Annotated in this window: 20 protein-coding genes and 1 riboswitch; of the genes, 10 read left to right on the top strand and 10 right to left on the bottom strand. The window is 69.9% G+C overall.

All coding sequences use genetic code 11. From position 1 onward, the window contains the following. Positions 1-19: 19 nt before the first annotated feature. The 3 genes from RTA_RS03600 to rplM all read right to left on the bottom strand — a co-directional run bounded on the left by RTA_RS03600 (position 20) and on the right by rplM (position 1,663). A complete protein-coding gene (locus RTA_RS03600) occupies positions 20-727 on the bottom strand; it encodes a DUF6776 family protein (RefSeq protein WP_013900016.1) in 708 nt (235 codons plus the stop codon). Positions 728-831: 104 nt separating this feature from the next. Further along, positions 832-1,224: a 30S ribosomal protein S9 gene (gene rpsI, locus RTA_RS03595; protein ID WP_013900015.1), complete on the bottom strand. Its 393-nt coding sequence runs from the start codon at positions 1,222-1,224 to the stop codon at positions 832-834. A 10-nt stretch (positions 1,225-1,234) separates the two neighbouring features. Beyond that, positions 1,235-1,663, bottom strand: coding sequence for a 50S ribosomal protein L13 (gene rplM / locus RTA_RS03590; RefSeq protein WP_013900014.1), 429 nt, complete (start codon positions 1,661-1,663; stop codon positions 1,235-1,237). Positions 1,664-1,868: 205 nt separating this feature from the next. On the opposite strand from rplM, the gene RTA_RS03585 reads away from it, so the two are divergent. The 7 genes from RTA_RS03585 to RTA_RS03555 all read left to right on the top strand — a co-directional run bounded on the left by RTA_RS03585 (position 1,869) and on the right by RTA_RS03555 (position 7,394). Further along, positions 1,869-2,789 carry a 23S rRNA (adenine(2030)-N(6))-methyltransferase RlmJ gene (locus RTA_RS03585; RefSeq protein WP_013900013.1) on the top strand — a complete coding sequence of 307 codons (921 nt, stop codon included), beginning with the start codon at positions 1,869-1,871 and terminating at the stop codon, positions 2,787-2,789. A 53-nt stretch (positions 2,790-2,842) separates the two neighbouring features. Next, positions 2,843-3,862, top strand: coding sequence for a 1,2-phenylacetyl-CoA epoxidase subunit PaaA (gene paaA / locus RTA_RS03580; RefSeq protein WP_041675014.1), 1,020 nt, complete (start codon positions 2,843-2,845; stop codon positions 3,860-3,862). Further along, positions 3,859-4,152 carry a 1,2-phenylacetyl-CoA epoxidase subunit PaaB gene (paaB, locus tag RTA_RS03575; RefSeq protein ID WP_013900011.1) on the top strand — a complete coding sequence of 98 codons (294 nt, stop codon included), beginning with the start codon at positions 3,859-3,861 and terminating at the stop codon, positions 4,150-4,152. Before paaA ends, paaB begins: the two co-directional genes overlap by 4 nt. Then, entirely contained in the window at positions 4,152-4,946 is a 795-nt protein-coding gene (paaC, locus tag RTA_RS03570) for a 1,2-phenylacetyl-CoA epoxidase subunit PaaC (RefSeq protein ID WP_013900010.1), read from the top strand. The genes paaB and paaC overlap by 1 nt, the downstream gene beginning before the upstream one ends. 14 nt (positions 4,947-4,960) lie before the next feature. Then, a complete protein-coding gene (gene paaD / locus RTA_RS03565; protein WP_013900009.1) occupies positions 4,961-5,476 on the top strand; it encodes a 1,2-phenylacetyl-CoA epoxidase subunit PaaD in 516 nt (171 codons plus the stop codon). 12 nt (positions 5,477-5,488) lie between these two features. Further along, positions 5,489-6,586, top strand: a complete 1,098-nt coding sequence (gene paaE / locus RTA_RS03560; protein ID WP_013900008.1) for a 1,2-phenylacetyl-CoA epoxidase subunit PaaE — start codon at positions 5,489-5,491, stop codon at positions 6,584-6,586. 73 nt (positions 6,587-6,659) lie between these two features. Next, on the top strand, positions 6,660-7,394 hold the full coding sequence (locus RTA_RS03555) for a transglutaminase-like domain-containing protein (protein WP_013900007.1): 735 nt from the start codon (positions 6,660-6,662) through the stop codon (positions 7,392-7,394). Positions 7,395-7,415: 21 nt separating this feature from the next. On the opposite strand, the gene metF is transcribed toward RTA_RS03555, so the two are convergent. The 5 genes from metF to RTA_RS03530 all read right to left on the bottom strand — a co-directional run bounded on the left by metF (position 7,416) and on the right by RTA_RS03530 (position 11,384). Further along, positions 7,416-8,234, bottom strand: coding sequence for a methylenetetrahydrofolate reductase [NAD(P)H] (gene metF, locus RTA_RS03550; protein WP_013900006.1), 819 nt, complete (start codon positions 8,232-8,234; stop codon positions 7,416-7,418). Further along, positions 8,215-9,009, bottom strand: a complete 795-nt coding sequence (locus RTA_RS03545) for a TlyA family RNA methyltransferase (RefSeq protein ID WP_013900005.1) — start codon at positions 9,007-9,009, stop codon at positions 8,215-8,217. Before RTA_RS03545 ends, metF begins: the two co-directional genes overlap by 20 nt. Positions 9,010-9,055: 46 nt before the next feature. After that, on the bottom strand, positions 9,056-10,492 hold the full coding sequence (gene ahcY, locus RTA_RS03540; protein WP_013900004.1) for an adenosylhomocysteinase: 1,437 nt from the start codon (positions 10,490-10,492) through the stop codon (positions 9,056-9,058). Positions 10,493-10,566: 74 nt separating this feature from the next. Next, positions 10,567-10,635, bottom strand: a riboswitch (S-adenosyl-L-homocysteine riboswitch). Positions 10,636-10,698: 63 nt separating this feature from the next. Beyond that, on the bottom strand, positions 10,699-11,097 hold the full coding sequence (locus RTA_RS03535; protein ID WP_013900003.1) for a HepT-like ribonuclease domain-containing protein: 399 nt from the start codon (positions 11,095-11,097) through the stop codon (positions 10,699-10,701). Continuing rightward, the gene (locus RTA_RS03530; protein WP_013900002.1) at positions 11,094-11,384 is read right to left on the bottom strand and encodes a nucleotidyltransferase family protein; all 291 of its coding nucleotides are present in this window, start codon (positions 11,382-11,384) and stop codon (positions 11,094-11,096) included. Before RTA_RS03530 ends, RTA_RS03535 begins: the two co-directional genes overlap by 4 nt. 136 nt (positions 11,385-11,520) lie before the next feature. Here RTA_RS03530 and RTA_RS03525 point away from each other — a divergent pair, with 136 nt between their 5' ends. The 3 genes from RTA_RS03525 to RTA_RS03515 all read left to right on the top strand — a co-directional run bounded on the left by RTA_RS03525 (position 11,521) and on the right by RTA_RS03515 (position 14,414). Continuing rightward, positions 11,521-12,597, top strand: coding sequence for an ATP-dependent DNA ligase (locus RTA_RS03525; RefSeq protein WP_013900001.1), 1,077 nt, complete (start codon positions 11,521-11,523; stop codon positions 12,595-12,597). A gap of 133 nt (positions 12,598-12,730) precedes the next feature. Then, positions 12,731-12,997, top strand: coding sequence for a hypothetical protein (locus tag RTA_RS03520; protein WP_041675012.1), 267 nt, complete (start codon positions 12,731-12,733; stop codon positions 12,995-12,997). A gap of 34 nt (positions 12,998-13,031) precedes the next feature. Beyond that, positions 13,032-14,414, top strand: a complete 1,383-nt coding sequence (locus RTA_RS03515; protein ID WP_013899999.1) for a phosphomannomutase/phosphoglucomutase — start codon at positions 13,032-13,034, stop codon at positions 14,412-14,414. Here RTA_RS03515 and RTA_RS21180 read toward each other — a convergent pair. Together RTA_RS21180 and RTA_RS03505 are read right to left on the bottom strand one after the other, a co-directional pair. Further along, the gene (locus RTA_RS21180) at positions 14,406-15,992 is read right to left on the bottom strand and encodes a TIGR04290 family methyltransferase (RefSeq protein WP_226986112.1); all 1,587 of its coding nucleotides are present in this window, start codon (positions 15,990-15,992) and stop codon (positions 14,406-14,408) included. The genes RTA_RS03515 and RTA_RS21180 overlap by 9 nt on opposite strands. After that, on the bottom strand, positions 15,895-17,073 hold the full coding sequence (locus tag RTA_RS03505; protein WP_013899997.1) for a CgeB family protein: 1,179 nt from the start codon (positions 17,071-17,073) through the stop codon (positions 15,895-15,897). Before RTA_RS03505 ends, RTA_RS21180 begins: the two co-directional genes overlap by 98 nt. Positions 17,074-17,364 lie beyond the last annotated feature (291 nt).

Genomic DNA, 17,364 nt, shown 5'->3' with positions numbered 1-17,364 from the left:
CTCCTCGGTGTCGCTTGCTCTACAGCGGAATGCTTTGCATGGCCCGGGTGGCATTGCCCTCCACCACCCTGGCGGATACGTTTTGTACCACGGCGTTGGCCGGCAGATCGACCATTCCCTCGATCCGCCGGTACTGGCGAAAGCTCAGCGGTTGCGCACCGCCGGGCAGCTGCATGGTCCAGGGACGGCCGTCCTGGGTGCCGGCAATGCTGAGCTCCAGGCGGCCGTGGAATTCGGGCGCGTTCTTCACCGGCTGCAGCACCAGCACCTGCCAGCGCAGCTGGCTGCCCGCCAGCACTTCGGCCTGCAGTCCGCGGATGGCTACGGCCTCGGCGCTGGCGGTCGGGATGAGCTTTTCGAAGAAGCCCAGGTCGTCGCGCAAGGCCCGGTTCTCGGCTTCCAGCACGCGGATCTGGGCGGTCAGCCGCTCCTGCGCGGCTTTTTCCGTGGTGATGCGGCTGCCCGAGGTGTTGAGCTCGGACTGGATGCGCTCGCGCTCCTCGCGCAGCTCGACCACTTCCTTGCGCAGGCGCAACAGCTCCCGCTCGGCGGCGGTGTCCAAGCCGGCGATGTTCCGGCCGATCTCGAAGGCCCACAGGCTGATGGCGCCGCAAAAGCCCAGCACGATGGCGGCGGCGGCCCAGCGCAGCGGCCACGGCATCGCGCTGCGCACGGCCACGCGCGGAGCGCTGATGGTGAGGCGGCGTCGAAGCAGCTTGAAACGCATGAGCTCGAATGATGCCGCCAGAAAGCACGAAGCCGCACGGGCGGACCCTTGCGGCTTGTAACGCGGTGCCAAAACCGTTGTTTTGGCGCCTTGCGCTTGGGGGCTTAGCGCTTGCTGAACTGCTTGCGGCGGCGGGCGGAATGCAGGCCCACCTTCTTGCGCTCCACCTCGCGGGCGTCGCGGGTGACGAAGCCGGCCTGGCTGAGCGCCGGCTTGAGGGCCGCGTCGTAGTCGATCAGCGCCCGGGTGATGCCGTGGCGCGCCGCCCCGGCCTGGCCGGACTCGCCGCCGCCGTGCACGTTGACCTGGATGTCGAAGGTTTCGACATGGTTGGTCAAGAAGAGCGGCTGCTTGACGATCATGATCGAGGTCTGGCGGCCGAAGAACTGCTCGATGTCCTTGCCGTTGACCGTGATCTTGCCGGAGCCCTTCTTCAGGAAGACACGGGCCACGCTGCTCTTGCGGCGGCCGGTGCCGTTGTTCCATTCACCAATCATTGCGGGCTCCTCAGATTTCCAGCGGCTTGGGTTGCTGGGCGGTGTGCGGGTGCTCCGCGCCGCCGTAGACCTTGAGCTTCTTGATCATGGCGTAGCCGAGCGGACCTTTGGGCAGCATGCCCTTGACGGCCTTCTCGAGCGCGCGGCCCGGGTGCCTGGCCTGCATGTCGCGGAAGTTGGTTTCGCGGATGCCACCGGGGAAGCCGGAGTGGCGGTAGTACTTCTTGTCGAGTTCCTTGGCGCCGGTGACCCGGAGCTTGGAGGCATTGACGACGACAATGAAGTCGCCGGTGTCGACGTGAGGCGTGTAGATGGCCTTGTGCTTGCCGCGCAAACGGAGGGCTGCTTCGCTGGCAACCCGACCGAGCACCTTGTCGGTGGCGTCAATCACAAACCACTCGTGCGTCACGTCAGCGGGTTTCGCGCTGAACGTTTTCATGAGTCTCTTTCGAGGTAGTGGCTTGAGAGAACCCTTTTCCACGGTCGGTGTCTCTCTGGGTGGAGACCTCTTAGGTAGGAGATGGCGGCAGGCGGCAAGCCTGCCGTTATCTGCCGCGGGGTTCAAGGCGCTGCAGAGCCCACGATTATAGGATGAACCGGCCATGGGCCCAATCCTGGCGGTTGCGGCGGGTTAGGATGGCCGGATGTTCAGCTACCGCCACGCCTTCCACGCCGGCAACCACGCCGACGTGCTCAAGCACACGGTGCTGATCGCCCTCCTGCGGCACCTGACCCGCAAGCCCACGCCGCTGACGGTGATCGACACCCATGCCGGCGCCGGGCTGTACCGGCTGGACGGCGACTATGCCGGCACCTCGGGCGAGGCCCAGGACGGCGTTTTCAAGCTGTTCTCGGCCCTGGCCCCCGCAGGAGAAGCAGCGGGTGCCATTGAAGACATAGCACCCGCGGTCCAGGACTACCTGGACCTGGTGGCGGGCCTGAACCCGGACGGGCTGCTCAGGATCTATCCCGGCTCGCCTTTCGTCGCCCAGCAGTTCCTGCGCGCCGAGGCGCGCGACAAGCTCAAGCTGTTCGAGCTGCACCCCACCGATAGCAAGTCGCTGGCGGCCAACGTCGCCCAGCTGCAGGCGGGGCGCCAGATCAGCGTGGCGCGGCAGGACGGCTTCGAGGCGCTCAAGGCGCTGCTGCCGCCCCCGTCGCGCCGCGCCCTGGTGCTGATCGATCCCAGCTACGAGATCAAGAGCGACTACGCCAAAGTGAGCGCCTGCCTGCAGGACAGCCTCAAGCGCTTCGCCACCGGCACCTACGCGATCTGGTACCCCCTCATCCCCCGCCCCGAGGCGCACGAGCTGCCGCGGCGGCTGAAGACCGTCGCCAACCAGGCCGGCAAGCCCTGGCTGCACGCCAGCCTGGCCATCGGCCAGCGCGAGGACAAGCAGCCGGAGCCCGGCGAGGTGCGCCGCCCCGGCCTGGCGGCCAGCGGCATGTTCGTGGTGAACCCGCCGCACACGCTCAAGCCGGCCCTGGCGGCCGCCCTGCCCCAGCTGCTGGCTGTGCTCGGCCGTGGGCGGGGACAGGCGCAGGCGCTGGAATCCGCTGGCTGACAGTGGCTCCTAATTCACCGACCGGCCGGTCGGTGAATGACTATACTTCGGGCATGTACACGCAAGCCCTGGACCTTCCCGATCCGTCGCAGCGAGCCCTGCAGCCCGTGTCGCCGCGAGCGGATGCTCACACTGCCGAGCTGCAATCGCGTTTCGACGCCAGGATCGATGCCCAAGGCAAGATCGAGCCGCAGGACTGGATGCCCGAGGCCTACCGCAAGACCCTGGTGCGCCAGATCAGCCAGCATGCGCACAGCGAGATCGTCGGCATGCTGCCCGAGGGCAACTGGATCTCGCGCGCGCCCTCGCTCAAGCGCAAGGCCATCCTGCTGGCCAAAGTGCAGGACGAGGGCGGCCATGGCTTGTACCTATACAGCGCGGCCGAGACCCTGGGCACCAGCCGCGACCAGATGCTGGACGCCCTGCATTCGGGCAAGGCCAAGTACAGCTCCATCTTCAACTACCCCACCCTGACCTGGGCCGACGTGGGCGTGATCGGCTGGCTGGTGGACGGCGCGGCCATCATGAACCAGGTGCCGATCTGCCGCTGCTCGTACGGCCCCTACGCGCGGGCGATGATCCGCATCTGCAAGGAGGAAAGCTTCCACCAGCGCCAGGGCTTCGAGAGCCTGATGACGCTGATGAAGGGCACGCCGGCGCAGCGCGAGATGGTGCAGGATGCCGTCAACCGCTGGTGGTGGCCGGTGCTGGCCATGTTCGGCCCGCCCGACGCCGACAGCCCCAACAGCGCGCAGGGCATGCGCTGGGGCATCAAGCGCATCAGCAACGACGAACTGCGCCAGAAGTTCGTTGACGCCACGGTGCCGCAGGCGCAAATCTTGGGCGTCACCCTGCCCGACCCGGAGCTCCAGTGGAACGAGGAGCGCCAGCAGCACGCCTTTGGCGCCATCGACTGGGACGACTTCTGGGCCGTGGTCAACGGCAACGGCCCGTGCAACAAGGAGCGCCTGGCCACCCGGGTCAAGGCGCACGAGGACGGACGCTGGGTGCGCGAGGCCGCGCTGGCGCATGCGCGCAAGCAGCGCTCGCGGGCGATGAAGGAGGCGGCATGAGCGATCCGCGCAAGGAATGGCCGCTCTGGGAAGTTTTTGTCCGCAGCAAACAGGGCCTGGAGCACAAGCACTGCGGCAGCCTGCACGCGGCCGACGCGCAGCAGGCGCTGCAGATGGCGCGCGACGTCTACACCCGCCGCCAGGAAGGCGTGAGCCTCTGGGTCGTGCCCTCGGCGCTGATCACGGCCAGCGAGCCCGAGGACAAGGCCGAGTTCTTCGAGCCGGCCGGCGACAAGATCTACCGCCATCCCACCTTCTACGATATCCCGCCCGAAGTGGGCCACATGTGATGGACGCCGCCGTGCACGCGCCGGTGGGCTACCTGCTGCACCTGGCCGACAACGCGCTGGTGCTGGGCCAGCGCAACGCCGAGTGGTGCGGCCACGGGCCGGTGCTGGAGGAGGACATCGCCTTGACCAACATCAGCCTGGACCTGATCGGCCAGGCGCGGCTGCTGTACCAGCATGCAGCCTCCGTGCAGGGTGAAGGGGCGACCGAGGACACCCTGGCCTACTTCCGCGACGCGCAGCAGTTTCGCAACTGCACGCTGCTGGAGCTGCCGCACCACGGCCCGCTGGCCGGCACGGCCGCGGCCGACCGCGACTACGCCACCACCATCGCCCGCAACTTCCTCTACAGCCAGTTGATGGTGCTGCTGTGGGGCGCGCTGGCCGGCTCGCGCGATGCGCAGCTGGCGGCCATCGCTGCCAAGTCGCTCAAGGAGGTGCGCTACCACCTGCGCCATGCCCGCGACTGGCTGGTGCGCCTGGGCGACGGCACCGACGAGTCGCATGCGCGCATGCAGGCGGCGCTGGACCACCTGCTGCCCTACACGCAGGAGTTCTTCATCGCCTCGCCCGACGAAGCCGCGGCGGGGGCGGACGGCACGGGCGTCGACACGCGATCGCTGCAACCGGACTGGGATCGCGCGGTGGACGAGGCGCTGGCCGAGGCCACGTTGCGCCGGCCCACGCCGGGCGGCCACGTGCCGCGTGGCAAGCAGGGCCAGCATTCCGAGCACCTGGGTTATCTGCTGGCCGAGATGCAGAGCCTGGCGCGGGCGCACCCGGGCGCCACGTGGTAGCGGCGTTCGCGGCCATGGCGATCCCGATCTGCAGCCCGGCCGAACGCGCCTGGCAGGCCCTGGAGGGGGTGACCGACCCGGAAATCCCCGTGGTAACCATTGCCGAGCTAGGCATCTTGCGCAGCGTGAACGAGCGTGAGGACGGCACGCTGGAAGTGGTGATCACCCCCACCTACAGCGGCTGTCCCGCCATGGGCCAGATCGAGGACGACGTGCGTGCCGCGCTCGCCACGCAAGGACTGGACGCGGCGGTGGTGACGCGGCTGGCGCCGGCCTGGACCACGGACTGGATCACCCCGGTCGCCCGCGAGAAGCTGCGCGCCTTCGGCATCGCGCCCCCTAATGCGCAGGCGCCATCGGCCAACGTCGTGCGGCTGGCCCCGCGCCGGAGCGCGGCCGACGCCGTACCCTGCCCGCGCTGCGGCTCCAGCGACACCACCGAGGTCTCGCACTTCGGCTCCACCGCCTGCAAGGCCCTGTACAAGTGCCTGGCGTGTTTGGAGCCCTTCGACCACTTCAAACCCTATTGACCCCGCGTCGCGATGGCCACCACCTTCCACCCGCTGCCCGTGCGTCGCGTCACGCCCGAAGCGGCCGGCGCGGCCGCCGTCACCTTCGCCGTGCCCGAGGCGCTGCGCGCGGCGTTCGACTTCCACCCCGGCCAGTTCCTCACGCTGCGTGCCATCATCGGCGGCCAGGAGGTGCGGCGCAGCTACTCGATCTGCAGCCCGCACCAGCGCTATGAGCGCAGCGGCGAGATCGAGGTCGGCATCAAGCCCGTGGAAGGGGGCCTGTTCTCGCGCTGGGCGCTGCGCCACCTGGTGCCGGGCGCGACGGTGGACGTGATGCCGCCCGACGGCCGCTTCAGCCCGCGCCTGCCCGGCGCGCGCCACCGCGTGGGCTTCGCCGCCGGTTCGGGCATCACGCCGCTGCTGTCCATCATCGCGACCACGCTGGCGCGCGAGCCGGATTCGCGCTTCACCCTGGTGTACGGCAACCAGCGCGTGAACACCATCATGTTCAACGAGGCACTGGCCGACCTGAAGGACCGCCACCCCGACCGGCTGGCGCTGGTGCACCTGCTCTCGCGCCAGCCGCAGGAGGTGCAGCTGCTGCAGGGACGGCTGGACCAGGCCAAGGCCGCCGAACTGCTGCGCACCCTGGTGCCCGCCGCGTCCATCGACGAGGCCTTCCTGTGCGGGCCCGAGGGCATGATCGAATCGGTGCAGAGCGCCTTGCTGGCGGCCGGCGTGCCGGCCGGGCGCATCCACAGCGAGCGCTTCTTCTCCGCGGGCAGCGCCGTCGCCACGCCGGTGGGCGCGGCCGGCCCGGCGGCGTCAGCCGCGCGAACGAGCGCGCCTTCCACCCAGTTGCAGGTGGTGCTGGACGGCAAGACCCATCAACTGACCCTGGGCCGGGCCGACCACGTGCTGGATGCGGCGCTGGAGGCCGGCCTGGACCTGCCTTATTCCTGCAAGGGCGGCGTGTGCTGCACCTGCCGGGCCAAGGTGCTGGAAGGCCAGGTGGCGATGGACCGCAACTTCACGCTGGAGGCCTGGGAAGTCGAGCAGGGCTTCGTGCTCACCTGCCAGGCGCGCGCACTGACCCCCCGCCTGGTGGTCAGCTACGACGAGCGCTGAGCCTGTTGACGGTCGCAGGCTCCTGCGGCAAGGCCGTATTGACAGCGGCGGGCCGCCGGACGAGCATCGCGGCATGTCCGTCCAGCTAGGCAAGCCCCGCAGCTGGCTGCGCGAGACGGCGCAGCTGGACCTGTCGCATCCCAAGATCCACATCACGGCGCTGAAGCTGACGCAGATGCTGCGGACGCCGCGCGAGCGCGCGGTCGCCGTGCACGACTTCGTGCGCCGCATCCCCTTCGGCGCCTTTTCCGACGTGAGCCACGTGCGCGCCAGCGACGTGCTGCGCGCGCGCCGGGGCGACTGCCATTCCAAGGGCGTGCTGTTCGTCGCGCTGTGCCGCGCCGCCGGCCTGCCGGCGCGGCTGCAGTTCGTGCGCATCCAGGCGCGCTTGCTGCACGGCATCCTGAACGAGGGCCCCCCCGCCATGGCCCATGCCATCGGCCAGGTGCTGCTGGAGGGCGCTTGGGTGGCCACCGACGGCTACGTGGTCGACCCCGCCATGTTCGCGCAGGCGCGCCAGCGGCTCAAGCGGGAGGGCCTCACCTGCGGCTGGGGGCTGCGGCACGACGCACCGGCCCGGTGGGACGGCGCCGCCGACTGCATCCAGCAGTTCGAGCCGGTCGACCTGGTGCACAGCTACGGCGCCTACCACGACCCGGCCGAGTTCTACGAGGAGCTCAGTCACGACGAGGGCGCACCCAGCTGGGTGTCCCGCCTGAGGTATGCGCTGGGCGCGCAGATCGTCAACCGGCGGGTGGCCAGGCTGCGCGAATCGCCGGCGGTGCAGGAGCAGCCCTCGGCAGCCTGAGCGGGCGCGCCGCCCGGCCTACTACAGCCGCTGGCAGATCGCCAGGGTGGCCTCGGCCTGGTTCATGGTGTAGAAGTGCAGCCCCGGCGCGCCGGCCGCGCGCAGCTGGTGGCACAGCTGGGTCACCACGTCCAGGCCGAAGGCCTTGATCGACGCCGTGTCGTCGCCATAGCTTTGCAGCCGCAGCCGGATCCAGCGCGGGATCTCGGCGCCGCAGGCATCGGAAAAGCGCATCAGCTGCGTGGAGCTGGTGATGGGCATGATGCCCGGCACGATGGGCACGCCCACGCCGCGGCGGCGCAACTCCTCCACGTAGCGGGCGTAGGCATCGGCATTGAAGAAGTACTGCGTGATGCCCGAATCGGCGCCCGCCTCCACCTTGGCGATGAAGGCCTCGATGTCGGTCTGGGGCGAGCGGGCCTGCGGATGCGTCTCGGGGTAGGCCGCCACCTCCAGGTGGAACTGCCGCCCGGTCTCGCTGCGGATGAAGGCCACCAGGTCGCTGGCATAGCGGAACTCGCCGCCCAGGCCGTAGCCCGAGGGCAGGTCGCCGCGCAGGGTGACGATGCGCCTGACGCTGGCGGCGGCATAGGCGGCCAGCCGGTCGCGGATGCTGTCCCTGCTCTGGCCTATGCACGACAGGTGCGGTGCGGCGCAGACGCCCTCGGCCATGATCTCGGTGACGGCCTGCAGGGTGCCGTCCTGGGTGGAGCCGCCGGCACCGAAGGTGACGGAGCAGAACTCGGGCCGCAGGGTATACAGCCGCTGGCGCGCCGCGCGCAGCTTGGCCGCGCCTTCGGGCGTCTTGGGCGGGAAGAACTCAAGGCTGATCGGCAGCATCATCAGGTGCTCGGTTGGCATGAAGAAAGAACTCGCGGTTGCCGTCGCCGCCCGCGATCGGGCTGTCGTGCCAGCCGGCCACGCGCAGTCCCAGGGACCCGCAGGCCTGGCGCAGCCGGTGCTCGACCTGGGCGTGCAGCGCCGGGTCGCGCACGATGCCGCCCTTGCCGATGTCGCCCGGCTGCAGCTCGAACTGCGGCTTGACCAGCATCAGCAGGTCGCCGGCAGGCGTCACCAGCGGTGCGAGCGCCGGCAGCACCAGGGTCAGGGAGATGAAGGACAGGTCGCCCACCACCAGGTCGAAGCCGGCCTGGGCCCGCGCCGCCGCCGGGCTGGCCGCCGCCAGGACGTCGGCCGTCAGCGCCCGCGCATTGACGTGCTCCAGGCAGGTGACGCGATGGTCGGCCCGCAGCCGCGCATGCAGCTGCCCATGCCCCACGTCCACGCCCACCACGTGGGCGGCGCCGCGCTGCAGCAGGCAGTCGGTGAAGCCGCCCGTGGACTGGCCTACGTCCAGGCACAGCCTGCCCGTCACGTCGACGCCGCTGGCGGCCAGCGCGCCCTCCAGCTTGAGCCCGCCGCGCGAGACATAGCGCGCCTCGGCCGCGTCGGCCAGGGCCAGCTCGGCCGCGGGCGGCAGTTCGTCGCCGTTCCTGGCGACCGCCTGCCAGCCGTGCGGCCCACGCCAGCGCACGCCGGCCGCGGCGATCAGCCGCTGCGCCTGCGAGCGGCTGACCGCCAGGCCGCGTTCGACGAGGAGTTGGTCGGCGCGCATGTTGCCTTCACCCCAACCCTCTCCCAGAGGGAAAGGGAGCCAGAGGTCAATACCTGTAGGTGTCCGGCTTGTACGGCCCGGTCTTCTGGACGCCGATGTAGGCCGCCTGCGCGTCGCTCAGCTCGGTCAACTGCGCGCCCAGCTTGGACAGCTGCAGCCGCGCCACCTTCTCGTCCAGGTGCTTGGGCAGCACGTAGACCTGGCCCACCTGGTAGTCCTTGGGCTTGGTGAACAGCTCGATCTGCGCCAGCGTCTGGTTGGCGAAGGAGGAGGACATCACGTAGCTGGGGTGGCCGGTGCCGCAGCCCAGGTTCACCAGCCGGCCCTTGGCCAGCAGGATGATGCGCTTGCCGTCGTCGAAGATCACGTGGTCGACCTGCGGCTTGATCTCCTCCCAGCGGCACTTCTTCTCGATCGAAGCGACGTCGATCTCATTGTCGAAGTGGCCGATGTTGCAGACGATGGCCTGGTCCTTCATCTTGGCCATGTGGGCGTAGGTGATCACGTCGCGGTTGCCGGTGGCAGTGACGAAGATGTCGGCCTTGTCGGCGGCGTACTCCATGGTGACGATGCGGTAGCCCTCCATGGCGGCCTGCAGCGCGTTGATCGGGTCGATCTCGGTCACCCAGACCTGGGCCGACAGCGCGCGCAGGGCCTGGGCGCTGCCCTTGCCCACGTCGCCGTAGCCGCACACCACCGCCACCTTGCCGGCCACCATCACGTCGGTGGCGCGCTTGATGCCGTCCACCAGCGACTCGCGGCAGCCGTACAGGTTGTCGAACTTGCTCTTGGTGACCGAGTCGTTGACGTTGATCGCGCGGAATTTCAGCAGGCCCTTGTTGGCCATGTCGATCAGGCGGTGCACGCCGGTGGTGGTCTCTTCCGTGACGCCGATGATCTCCCTGGCCTTGCGGCTGTACCAGGTCGGGTCCTCCTTGAGCTTCTTGCGGATGGACGCGTAGAGGATGCGCTCCTCCTCGCTGGAGTGGGTGTCGATCAGCGACAGGTCCTGCTCGCAGCGCTGGCCCAGGTGCATCAGCAGCGTGGCGTCGCCGCCGTCGTCCAGGATCATGTTGGGGCCCTCGCCGGCCGCGCCCTGGGGCCCGAACTCGAAGATGCGGTGGGTGTAGTCCCAGTAGTCCTCCAGCGTCTCGCCCTTGACCGCGAACACCGGCGTGCCGGCGGCGGCGATGGCCGCGGCGGCGTGGTCCTGGGTGGAGAAGATGTTGCACGAGGCCCAGCGCACCTGCGCGCCCAGGGCCTGCAGCGTCTCGATCAGCACCGCGGTCTGGATGGTCATGTGCAGCGAACCGGTGATGCGGGCGCCCTTGAGCGGCTGGCTCTTGGCGAACTCCTGGCGGATGGCCATGAGGCCGGGCATCTCGGTCTCGGCGATCTTGATTTCCTTGCGGCCCCAGTCGGCGAGCGACAGGTCGGCGATCGCGCAGTCCTTGGTGGGGACGGGCTTCAGTACGGCGTTCATCGTGGCTCCAGAAAAGAAGTTTTCAGGTCAACCACTGCGGCACGGGAGAGACGGGGGACTCACCCCACGCGGACAGTGGGTGAGCGTCGTTGCTGTAGGTTCCGAGCCTCACACCGTGCGGTGCTGCAACGCTCCTCGGATCGGGAAATTATAAGCAAGTCGCCATGGCCGAGCGCCATGTGGCCGTTTCCATCCCGCACTGCGGTTCACGAAGCGGAGCTGGCAGGAGGGCGGCCCGAGGTCGCTTGCTGATCTGCAGCCGCGATGACCACTGGCAGCTTGGCCAGCAGGTCGGGCAGCGCATCCTGCACGGTGCGCCAGACCACCTCGGTGTCGATGGTGAAGTAACCGTGCGCGACCTGATTGCGCATGTCCCTGATGCTGCGCCAAGGCACTTGCGGATGGCGAGCCAGGAAGTCGGCATGACCAGCCATCAGCCTTGCACAGGCCTCGCCCAGGATCACGAAATTGAAGAACACCGCCTGCTGGGTGCGGCTGTCTGCCAGAAATGCAGCCTTGTCCATGCCTGAGGTGTAGTTCCGAATCTGCTGCGCCGCCTCTCGCAGATGGTGCAGATAGTCGAGCAGCCTAGGTTCGGCTTTCATACCGGCTTTGCCTCAGCCAACACCGCAGCCCGAAACTTCGGAGGCAAGCCACCCGGTGTCCGCACATCGACCGGTACGCCCAGCAGTTCCTCCAACTCGCCTTGCAGCCCCCCCAAGTCAAACAGCGTCGTCCCTGGCAGCGGATCCACCAAGAGATCGAGGTCGCTACCGTCGGTGTCCTCACCGTGAAGCACGGAACCGAACACGCGCGGGTTCGCCACACGAAAGCGCCTGGCGATCACGCGAATGTCGTCACGCCTTTGCTCGAACGGAATGGATGGCCGCATGTGGAACTCCGCTGGAAGCCAAACCTGGACATTCTATGAGCCACTACCGCTGCACCGACTGAGCGTCCTGGCCGCATAAATAAGTAGCTCAGAACAGCCGCACCACAGGCCAGCGAGCTTCAGGTACAACCCGAGCATGGCCGCCAGCACCTTCCCCGTCCCGCCCATCGAGCCCATGCTGGCCAAGATCGCGGAAGAGCTGCCGCAGGGCGAGGGTTTCCTGTTCGAGCCCAAGTGGGACGGCTTCCGGGCCCTGGTGTTCCGCACGGCCGAGGGCGCGCTGATCCAGAGCCGCGACGGCAAGCCGCTCAACCGCTACTTCCCCGAGCTGGAGAAAATGCTGGCCGAGCAGCTGCCGCGCGGCTGCGTGGTCGACGGCGAGGTGGTGGTCGCCGGCCCGGGCGGCCTGGACTTCGACGCGCTCCAGCAGCGCATCCATCCCGCCGCCTCGCGCATCGCCCGGCTGGCCCAGGAAACGCCGGCCGGCTTCGTCGCCTTCGACCTGCTGGCGGCCGGCGGCAAGGACATCACGGCCCTGCCCCAGCAGGAGCGCCGCACCCGGCTGGAGCGGCTGCTCGGCCAAGCCCGCCCGCCCCTGCACCTCACGCCCGTGACCACCGACCGCGCCCAGGCCCAGGACTGGCTGCAGCGCTTCGAGGGCGCCGGCCTGGACGGCGTGATGGCCAAGCCGGCAGACGCGCCCTACCAACCCGGCAAGCGCGCCATGTTCAAGATCAAACACGCCCGCACGGCCGACTGCGTGGTGGCGGGCTTCCGCTGGTACAAGGACAAGCAGGAGGCCGTGGGCTCCCTGCTGCTGGGCCTGTACGACGATGCCGGCGTGCTGCAGCACGTGGGCATCACCTCCTCCTTCACCCTGGCCGTGCGCAAGCAGCTGCTGGAAGAGCTGGGGCCGCTGCGCGAGCACGCGTTGGAGAATCACCCTTGGCGCGGCTGGGCCGAGGCCGAGGTCGGCGATGCCGAACGCATGCCCGGCGCGAAGAGCCGCTGGTCCGGCGGCAAGGACCTGAGCTGGGAACCGCTGCGACCCGAGCGGGTGTGCGAGGTCCGGTACGACCACCTGCAGGGCCGGCGCTTCCGCCACGCCACCACCTTCCTGCGCTGGCGGGACGACAAGCCGCCGCAGGCCTGCCGCTACGACCAGCTCGAGACCAGCACGCCCTTCGAGCTGGCCCAGGTGTTCGGCGCCTGAAGGCTGGGCGCGGCGCCCGCGTCGGACATGTCCCACAGCTGGAATGCAGGCCGTTCCGGTCCGTGCAGCCGCGATCGCGGTTAGCCTCGATGCGCGCCCCTCCACCGCAGCCAACCCTCTTCCGCACCACGCCATGGACACCCGCAAGCCTGCCGCCATCGCCCGATTCGACAACCCCCGCCCGCTGTTCCCGGGTGAACCCTGGGTCGCGCTGGCCGCCGGCATCGGCGCCTGGCTGGCCACGCGCACGCACCCCTCGCTGGCGGTGCGCACCCTGGGCGTGTTCGTCGGCGCCACGCTGGTGGCCCGCGGCGCGCACGGCCACCGCCGGCTGGGCCAGGTCATGCGCTGGACGCCGGTGGGCGGCGGCATCAAGCGCGACTGGAACGACGTGGTCTAGCGGCCTCCGCGGCAGCTCCTGACCCGGGCGCACCGTGCAAGCCTGGCCCGGCATCTTCAAGGCCTACGACATCCGCGGCGTCGTGCCCGCCACGCTGGACGAGCCGCTGTCCGAGGCGCTGGGCCGCGTGTTCGGCAGCCTGGCGCGCGAGCAGGGTGAGCGCGTGGTGGCCGTCGGCCGCGATGGCCGCCTGAGCGGCCCGGCGCTGGCGCAGGCCCTGGTGCGCGGCCTGCTGGCCGCCGGCATCGACGTGATCGACCTGGGCATGGTGACCACCCCCATGCTGTACTTCGCCACCTCCACGCTGGCGCGCAGCGGCATCCAGGTCACGGCCAGCCACAACCCGCGCGAGCACAACGGCTTCAAGATGGTGCTGGCCGGCCGCACCGTGCATGGCGAGGCGATCCAGCAGCTGCGCCGGCGCATCGAGCGCGGGGAATGGAACGAGTCGCGCCCCCCGGGCGAAGTGCGGCAGGTCGAGGTGGCGGCGGCCTACCGGGACCGCATCGCGGGCGACATCCGCCTGGCGCGCCCTCTCCAGATCGTCCTCGACTGCGGCAACGGCGTGGCCGGCGCCTCCTCGCCGGGGGTGTTCCGCGCCATCGGCTGCGAGGTGGTGGAGCTGTTCAGCGAGGTGGACGGCCGGTTTCCCAACCACCATCCCGACCCGGCCCAGCCGGAGAACCTGCGCGACCTGATCGCCGCCGTGCAGGAGACGCGCGCCGATCTCGGCCTGGCGCTGGACGGGGACGGCGACCGGCTGGGCGTGGTCACCCGCGGCGGCCACATCATCTACCCGGACCGGCAGATGGTGCTGTTCGCGCGGGACGTGCTGTCGCGCCACCCCGGCGCGCCCATCGTGTTCGACGTCAAGTCCACCCAGCGCCTGCCCGAGGCCATCGCCGCCGCGGGGGGGCGGCCGGTGATGGACAGGAGCGGCTACGTGCTGCTCAAGGACCGCATGCAGGCGCTGGGCGCGCCGCTGGCCGGCGAGATGAGCGGCCACCTGTTCTTCAACGATCGCTGGTGGGGCTTCGACGACGGCACCTATGCCGGCTGCCGCCTGCTGGAGATCCTGTCGCGCCACCCCGACGCGGGCGCCGTGCTCGATGCCCTGCCGGCCAGCTGCTCGACACCGGAGCTGCACGTGCCCTGCGCCGAAGGCGAGGCGCACCGCGTCGCCGCCGAGCTCGCGTCCACGGCCCGCTTTCCCGACGCGCAGGTCTGCACGATCGACGGCCTGCGGGTGGACTGGCCCGACGGCTTCGGGCTGGTGCGCGCGTCCAACACCACGCCGGTGCTCACCGTGCGCTTCGAAGGCCACACGCCCGAGGCGATGGGGCGCATCGAGCGGCAGATGATGGACCTGCTGCGCCGCGTCAAGCCTGACGCGGCGGTCGCCGGCGGTTCACGCTGACGCCGGGTAGACGGCGCGCGGACCGTCGGGCCCCTGCGGGATCTCGCCCCGCTTGCAGAGGAACACCTCCTCCTCCGGATGGGCCACGATGGCGAAGCCGGCGCTGCGCAGCATGGCCGCGCTGGCCGCCGCGTTCGGGATCCACCAGTTGGTCTCGTCGCGGGAGTACTTGTGCTCCACGAAATGCAGGCGCGGGTAGGACGGCCGCTCGAAGACCTCGGTCTCCCAGAAGTCGTAATCCTTCTCCAGCGGCTCCATCTCGGGGCTGCCGCGCTGCAGCGACTGGTACAGCAGCAGGTCGCGGGCCACGTGCTCGTGGATCAGGTCCAGTGCCAGCAGCGGATGGCGCAGGTGGTAGATCAGGCCCATGAACAGCACCAGGTCGAAGCGCTCGCCCAGCCGGCCCACGTCGTACACCGACAGGCGGCGGAACTCGATGTCCTGGCCCAGCACCTCGGCGGCGAAGCGCGCCTGGTCCAGGTAGTAGTGGTCGAAGTCGATGCCGACCACCCGCTCGGCGCCCCGGCGCTTCACCTCCAGCGAGTAGAAGCCGGCGTTGCAGCCGATGTCCAGCACCGACATGCCGCTCATGTCCTGCGGCAGCACGTGGGCGAAGCGCTTCCACTTCAGCGCCGGGTAGTCGCCCAGGAAGTGCGCCGGCGCGGTGGGCACGCCCAGCAGGTCGATGTTCTGGAACCAGTCGCCCAGCTCCTGCACCCGCCGCTCGACCTCGGCCCGGCTGAACAGCTTGCCGCCCACGCGCGCGGGGGTGTCGCCCGGCCGCTTGACGATGGAAGTGCCGGCATTGCCGCACACCGTGGAATGCCGCGGGCCCGGCGCCGCCGCGGCGCCGCGCCGGCGCGCGCCCAGCAGGTTCAGCGCCTCGCGGTAGCCGTGCACCGTGCCCACGTCGACATAGGCCTCGCCCGCCCGCACCCCGACGGCCTGCCCGCCCTTCTGGATCCAGGCGTTGACCAGGGTGCCCATGTACTCGTCGCGCCGGCCGCGTTCCTGCCACAGGGCCTGCAGCTCGTGCAGCACCCGCCCGGGCATCTTGAAGGCGCCCCAGATCCAGTTGGTCTTGGCGTCCGGATGCTTGACCTGGATCTCCTGCACGATGCCTTCCTCGTCCGTGACCACCGCGTCGAAGGCCTGCGGCCGGTCCACCGGGAACAGCAGGAAGGACAGCCGGTCGTCCGGCAGCGCCGAGAAGCCGTTCTCCGGGAACCAGATGGTGTCGGGCAGCCCGACCAGCACCGGTTCATGGGGCTGCACCAGCGAGCACGCGCGGAAGATCGCATCGCACAGCCCCCCCGCCTTGGGCTGCACCACGTAGCACAGGTCCGCCTCGCGCACGCTGGAGCCGTAGTACTGCACGATGTCCGACTTGCCCGGCGCCACCACGAAGCACAGGCGGGTGGCGCCGGCCTGCAGCATGCGGTCGACCAGGAACTCGCTGACGGCTCGCGGCCGCTCCACGTCACCGACCAGGTGGCTGCCCACCGGCAGCAGCTCCTTCGAGAAGCCCAGGGGCTGGATGCGCGTGGCCATGCCGGCCGCCGGAATGATTCCCCACATGTGGTGCGTCCTTTGTCGTCAGGTTGTCCAGCAGCGCTTCGAGCTCGCGTGCGCGGTGCGCCGAGGTGTGCTCGGCCAGCACGCGTTCGCGGGCCGCCCGGGCGATGCGCGCGACCTGCTCGTCGGGCAGTTCCAGCGCCTGCACCACGTCGGCGGTGGAGCGCGCCACCAGGATCTCGCGCCCCGGCTCGAAGAAGGCGTCCAGCCCCGTCCACCAGTCGCTGACCACCGGCGTGCCGCAGGCGGCGGCCTCGAACAGGCGCCCCGAGGGGCAGTGGCCGTTGTCGGCCATGGCGCGGCGGGTGACGCTGAGCGTCAGGCGCGAGGACGAGAAGAAGGCGGGATGCTCCACCGGCGGCAGGTGCCGCACGAAGCGGATGTTGTCCGTCCACGGGAAGTCGGCCGGGTACTGGGCGCCGCCGATCAGGAAGCCGCGTGCCGGCAGGCGCCGCGCCGGTTCGATGAACAAGGCCTCCAGGGCGGCCTGCCGGTCGGCCGCGTAGGTGCCCAGGTAGGACAGGTCGGCGCCGTAGCTGTCCACGGCGGGCACGCGGCGGTGCACCTGCGGGTCGACGTGGCCGTAGAGCGTGCGCACCCGGCGCGCGCCCAGCAGCGATTCCAGCTCGCCCAGCGAAGGGCCGCCGGTGTAGCTGAGCACCAGGTCGAAGTCGCGCAGGCCGCGCGGGCCGATGTAGGGCACGGTTCCGCCGGCGCGGATAGCCTCCAGCGTGACCGGCGTGTCCATGTCGTAGAACACCTTGACGGCCGGGCTGTCCGAGTCCATCAGCAGCTGCGTGGCCGCGACGCCGTCGGGGCAGTAGGAGGTGACCATCACCGCGTCGGCATCGCGCAGCTCGCGCGCAGCGCGCGGCCGGATGTCCTCCCATTGCGGGTAGAGCACCAGCTCGCCGCCCGGCAGCTGCGTCAGGTCGCGGTGCTGCGCGTAGTAGGGCACGTCGCGCTCGAAGAACACCACGCGGTGGCCCGCGGCGGCAAGCGCGCGCCAGAGGCCGCGCCACAAGGTGGCATGGCCGTTGCCCCAGGATGAACTGACCGTCAGGCCGAAGACGACCAGCTTCATGGCATGAACACCGGCATGGGTGTCGATCTCCCTGACCGTGTGCGTGTCGCACGTTGTCGGGTCATCTTATCCATGCGGGTCTCGGCTGTGGGGCGGTGAAGCACGGCAGTACGGAATGTTGCGTTGCTGGGCAAGCTTCCCCCCCTTCTCCCCCCGCCCCTCTTCGCCCCCCGCCGGGGCGAAGGGGGGAGCCTGGATTTGTCCTCGCGCACCGAATACGGAGCTACGGGGGTGAGGTCGCGGTGCCGGTCAGCACACCACGGCGCGAACCCGCTGTTGGACGCGCTTCGA

Origin of the sequence: Ramlibacter tataouinensis TTB310 (genome assembly GCF_000215705.1) — a bacterium.
GTDB classification, from domain to species: Bacteria; Pseudomonadota; Gammaproteobacteria; order Burkholderiales; family Burkholderiaceae_C; genus Ramlibacter; species Ramlibacter tataouinensis.
This window is presented reverse-complemented; position numbering and strand designations above follow the sequence as displayed.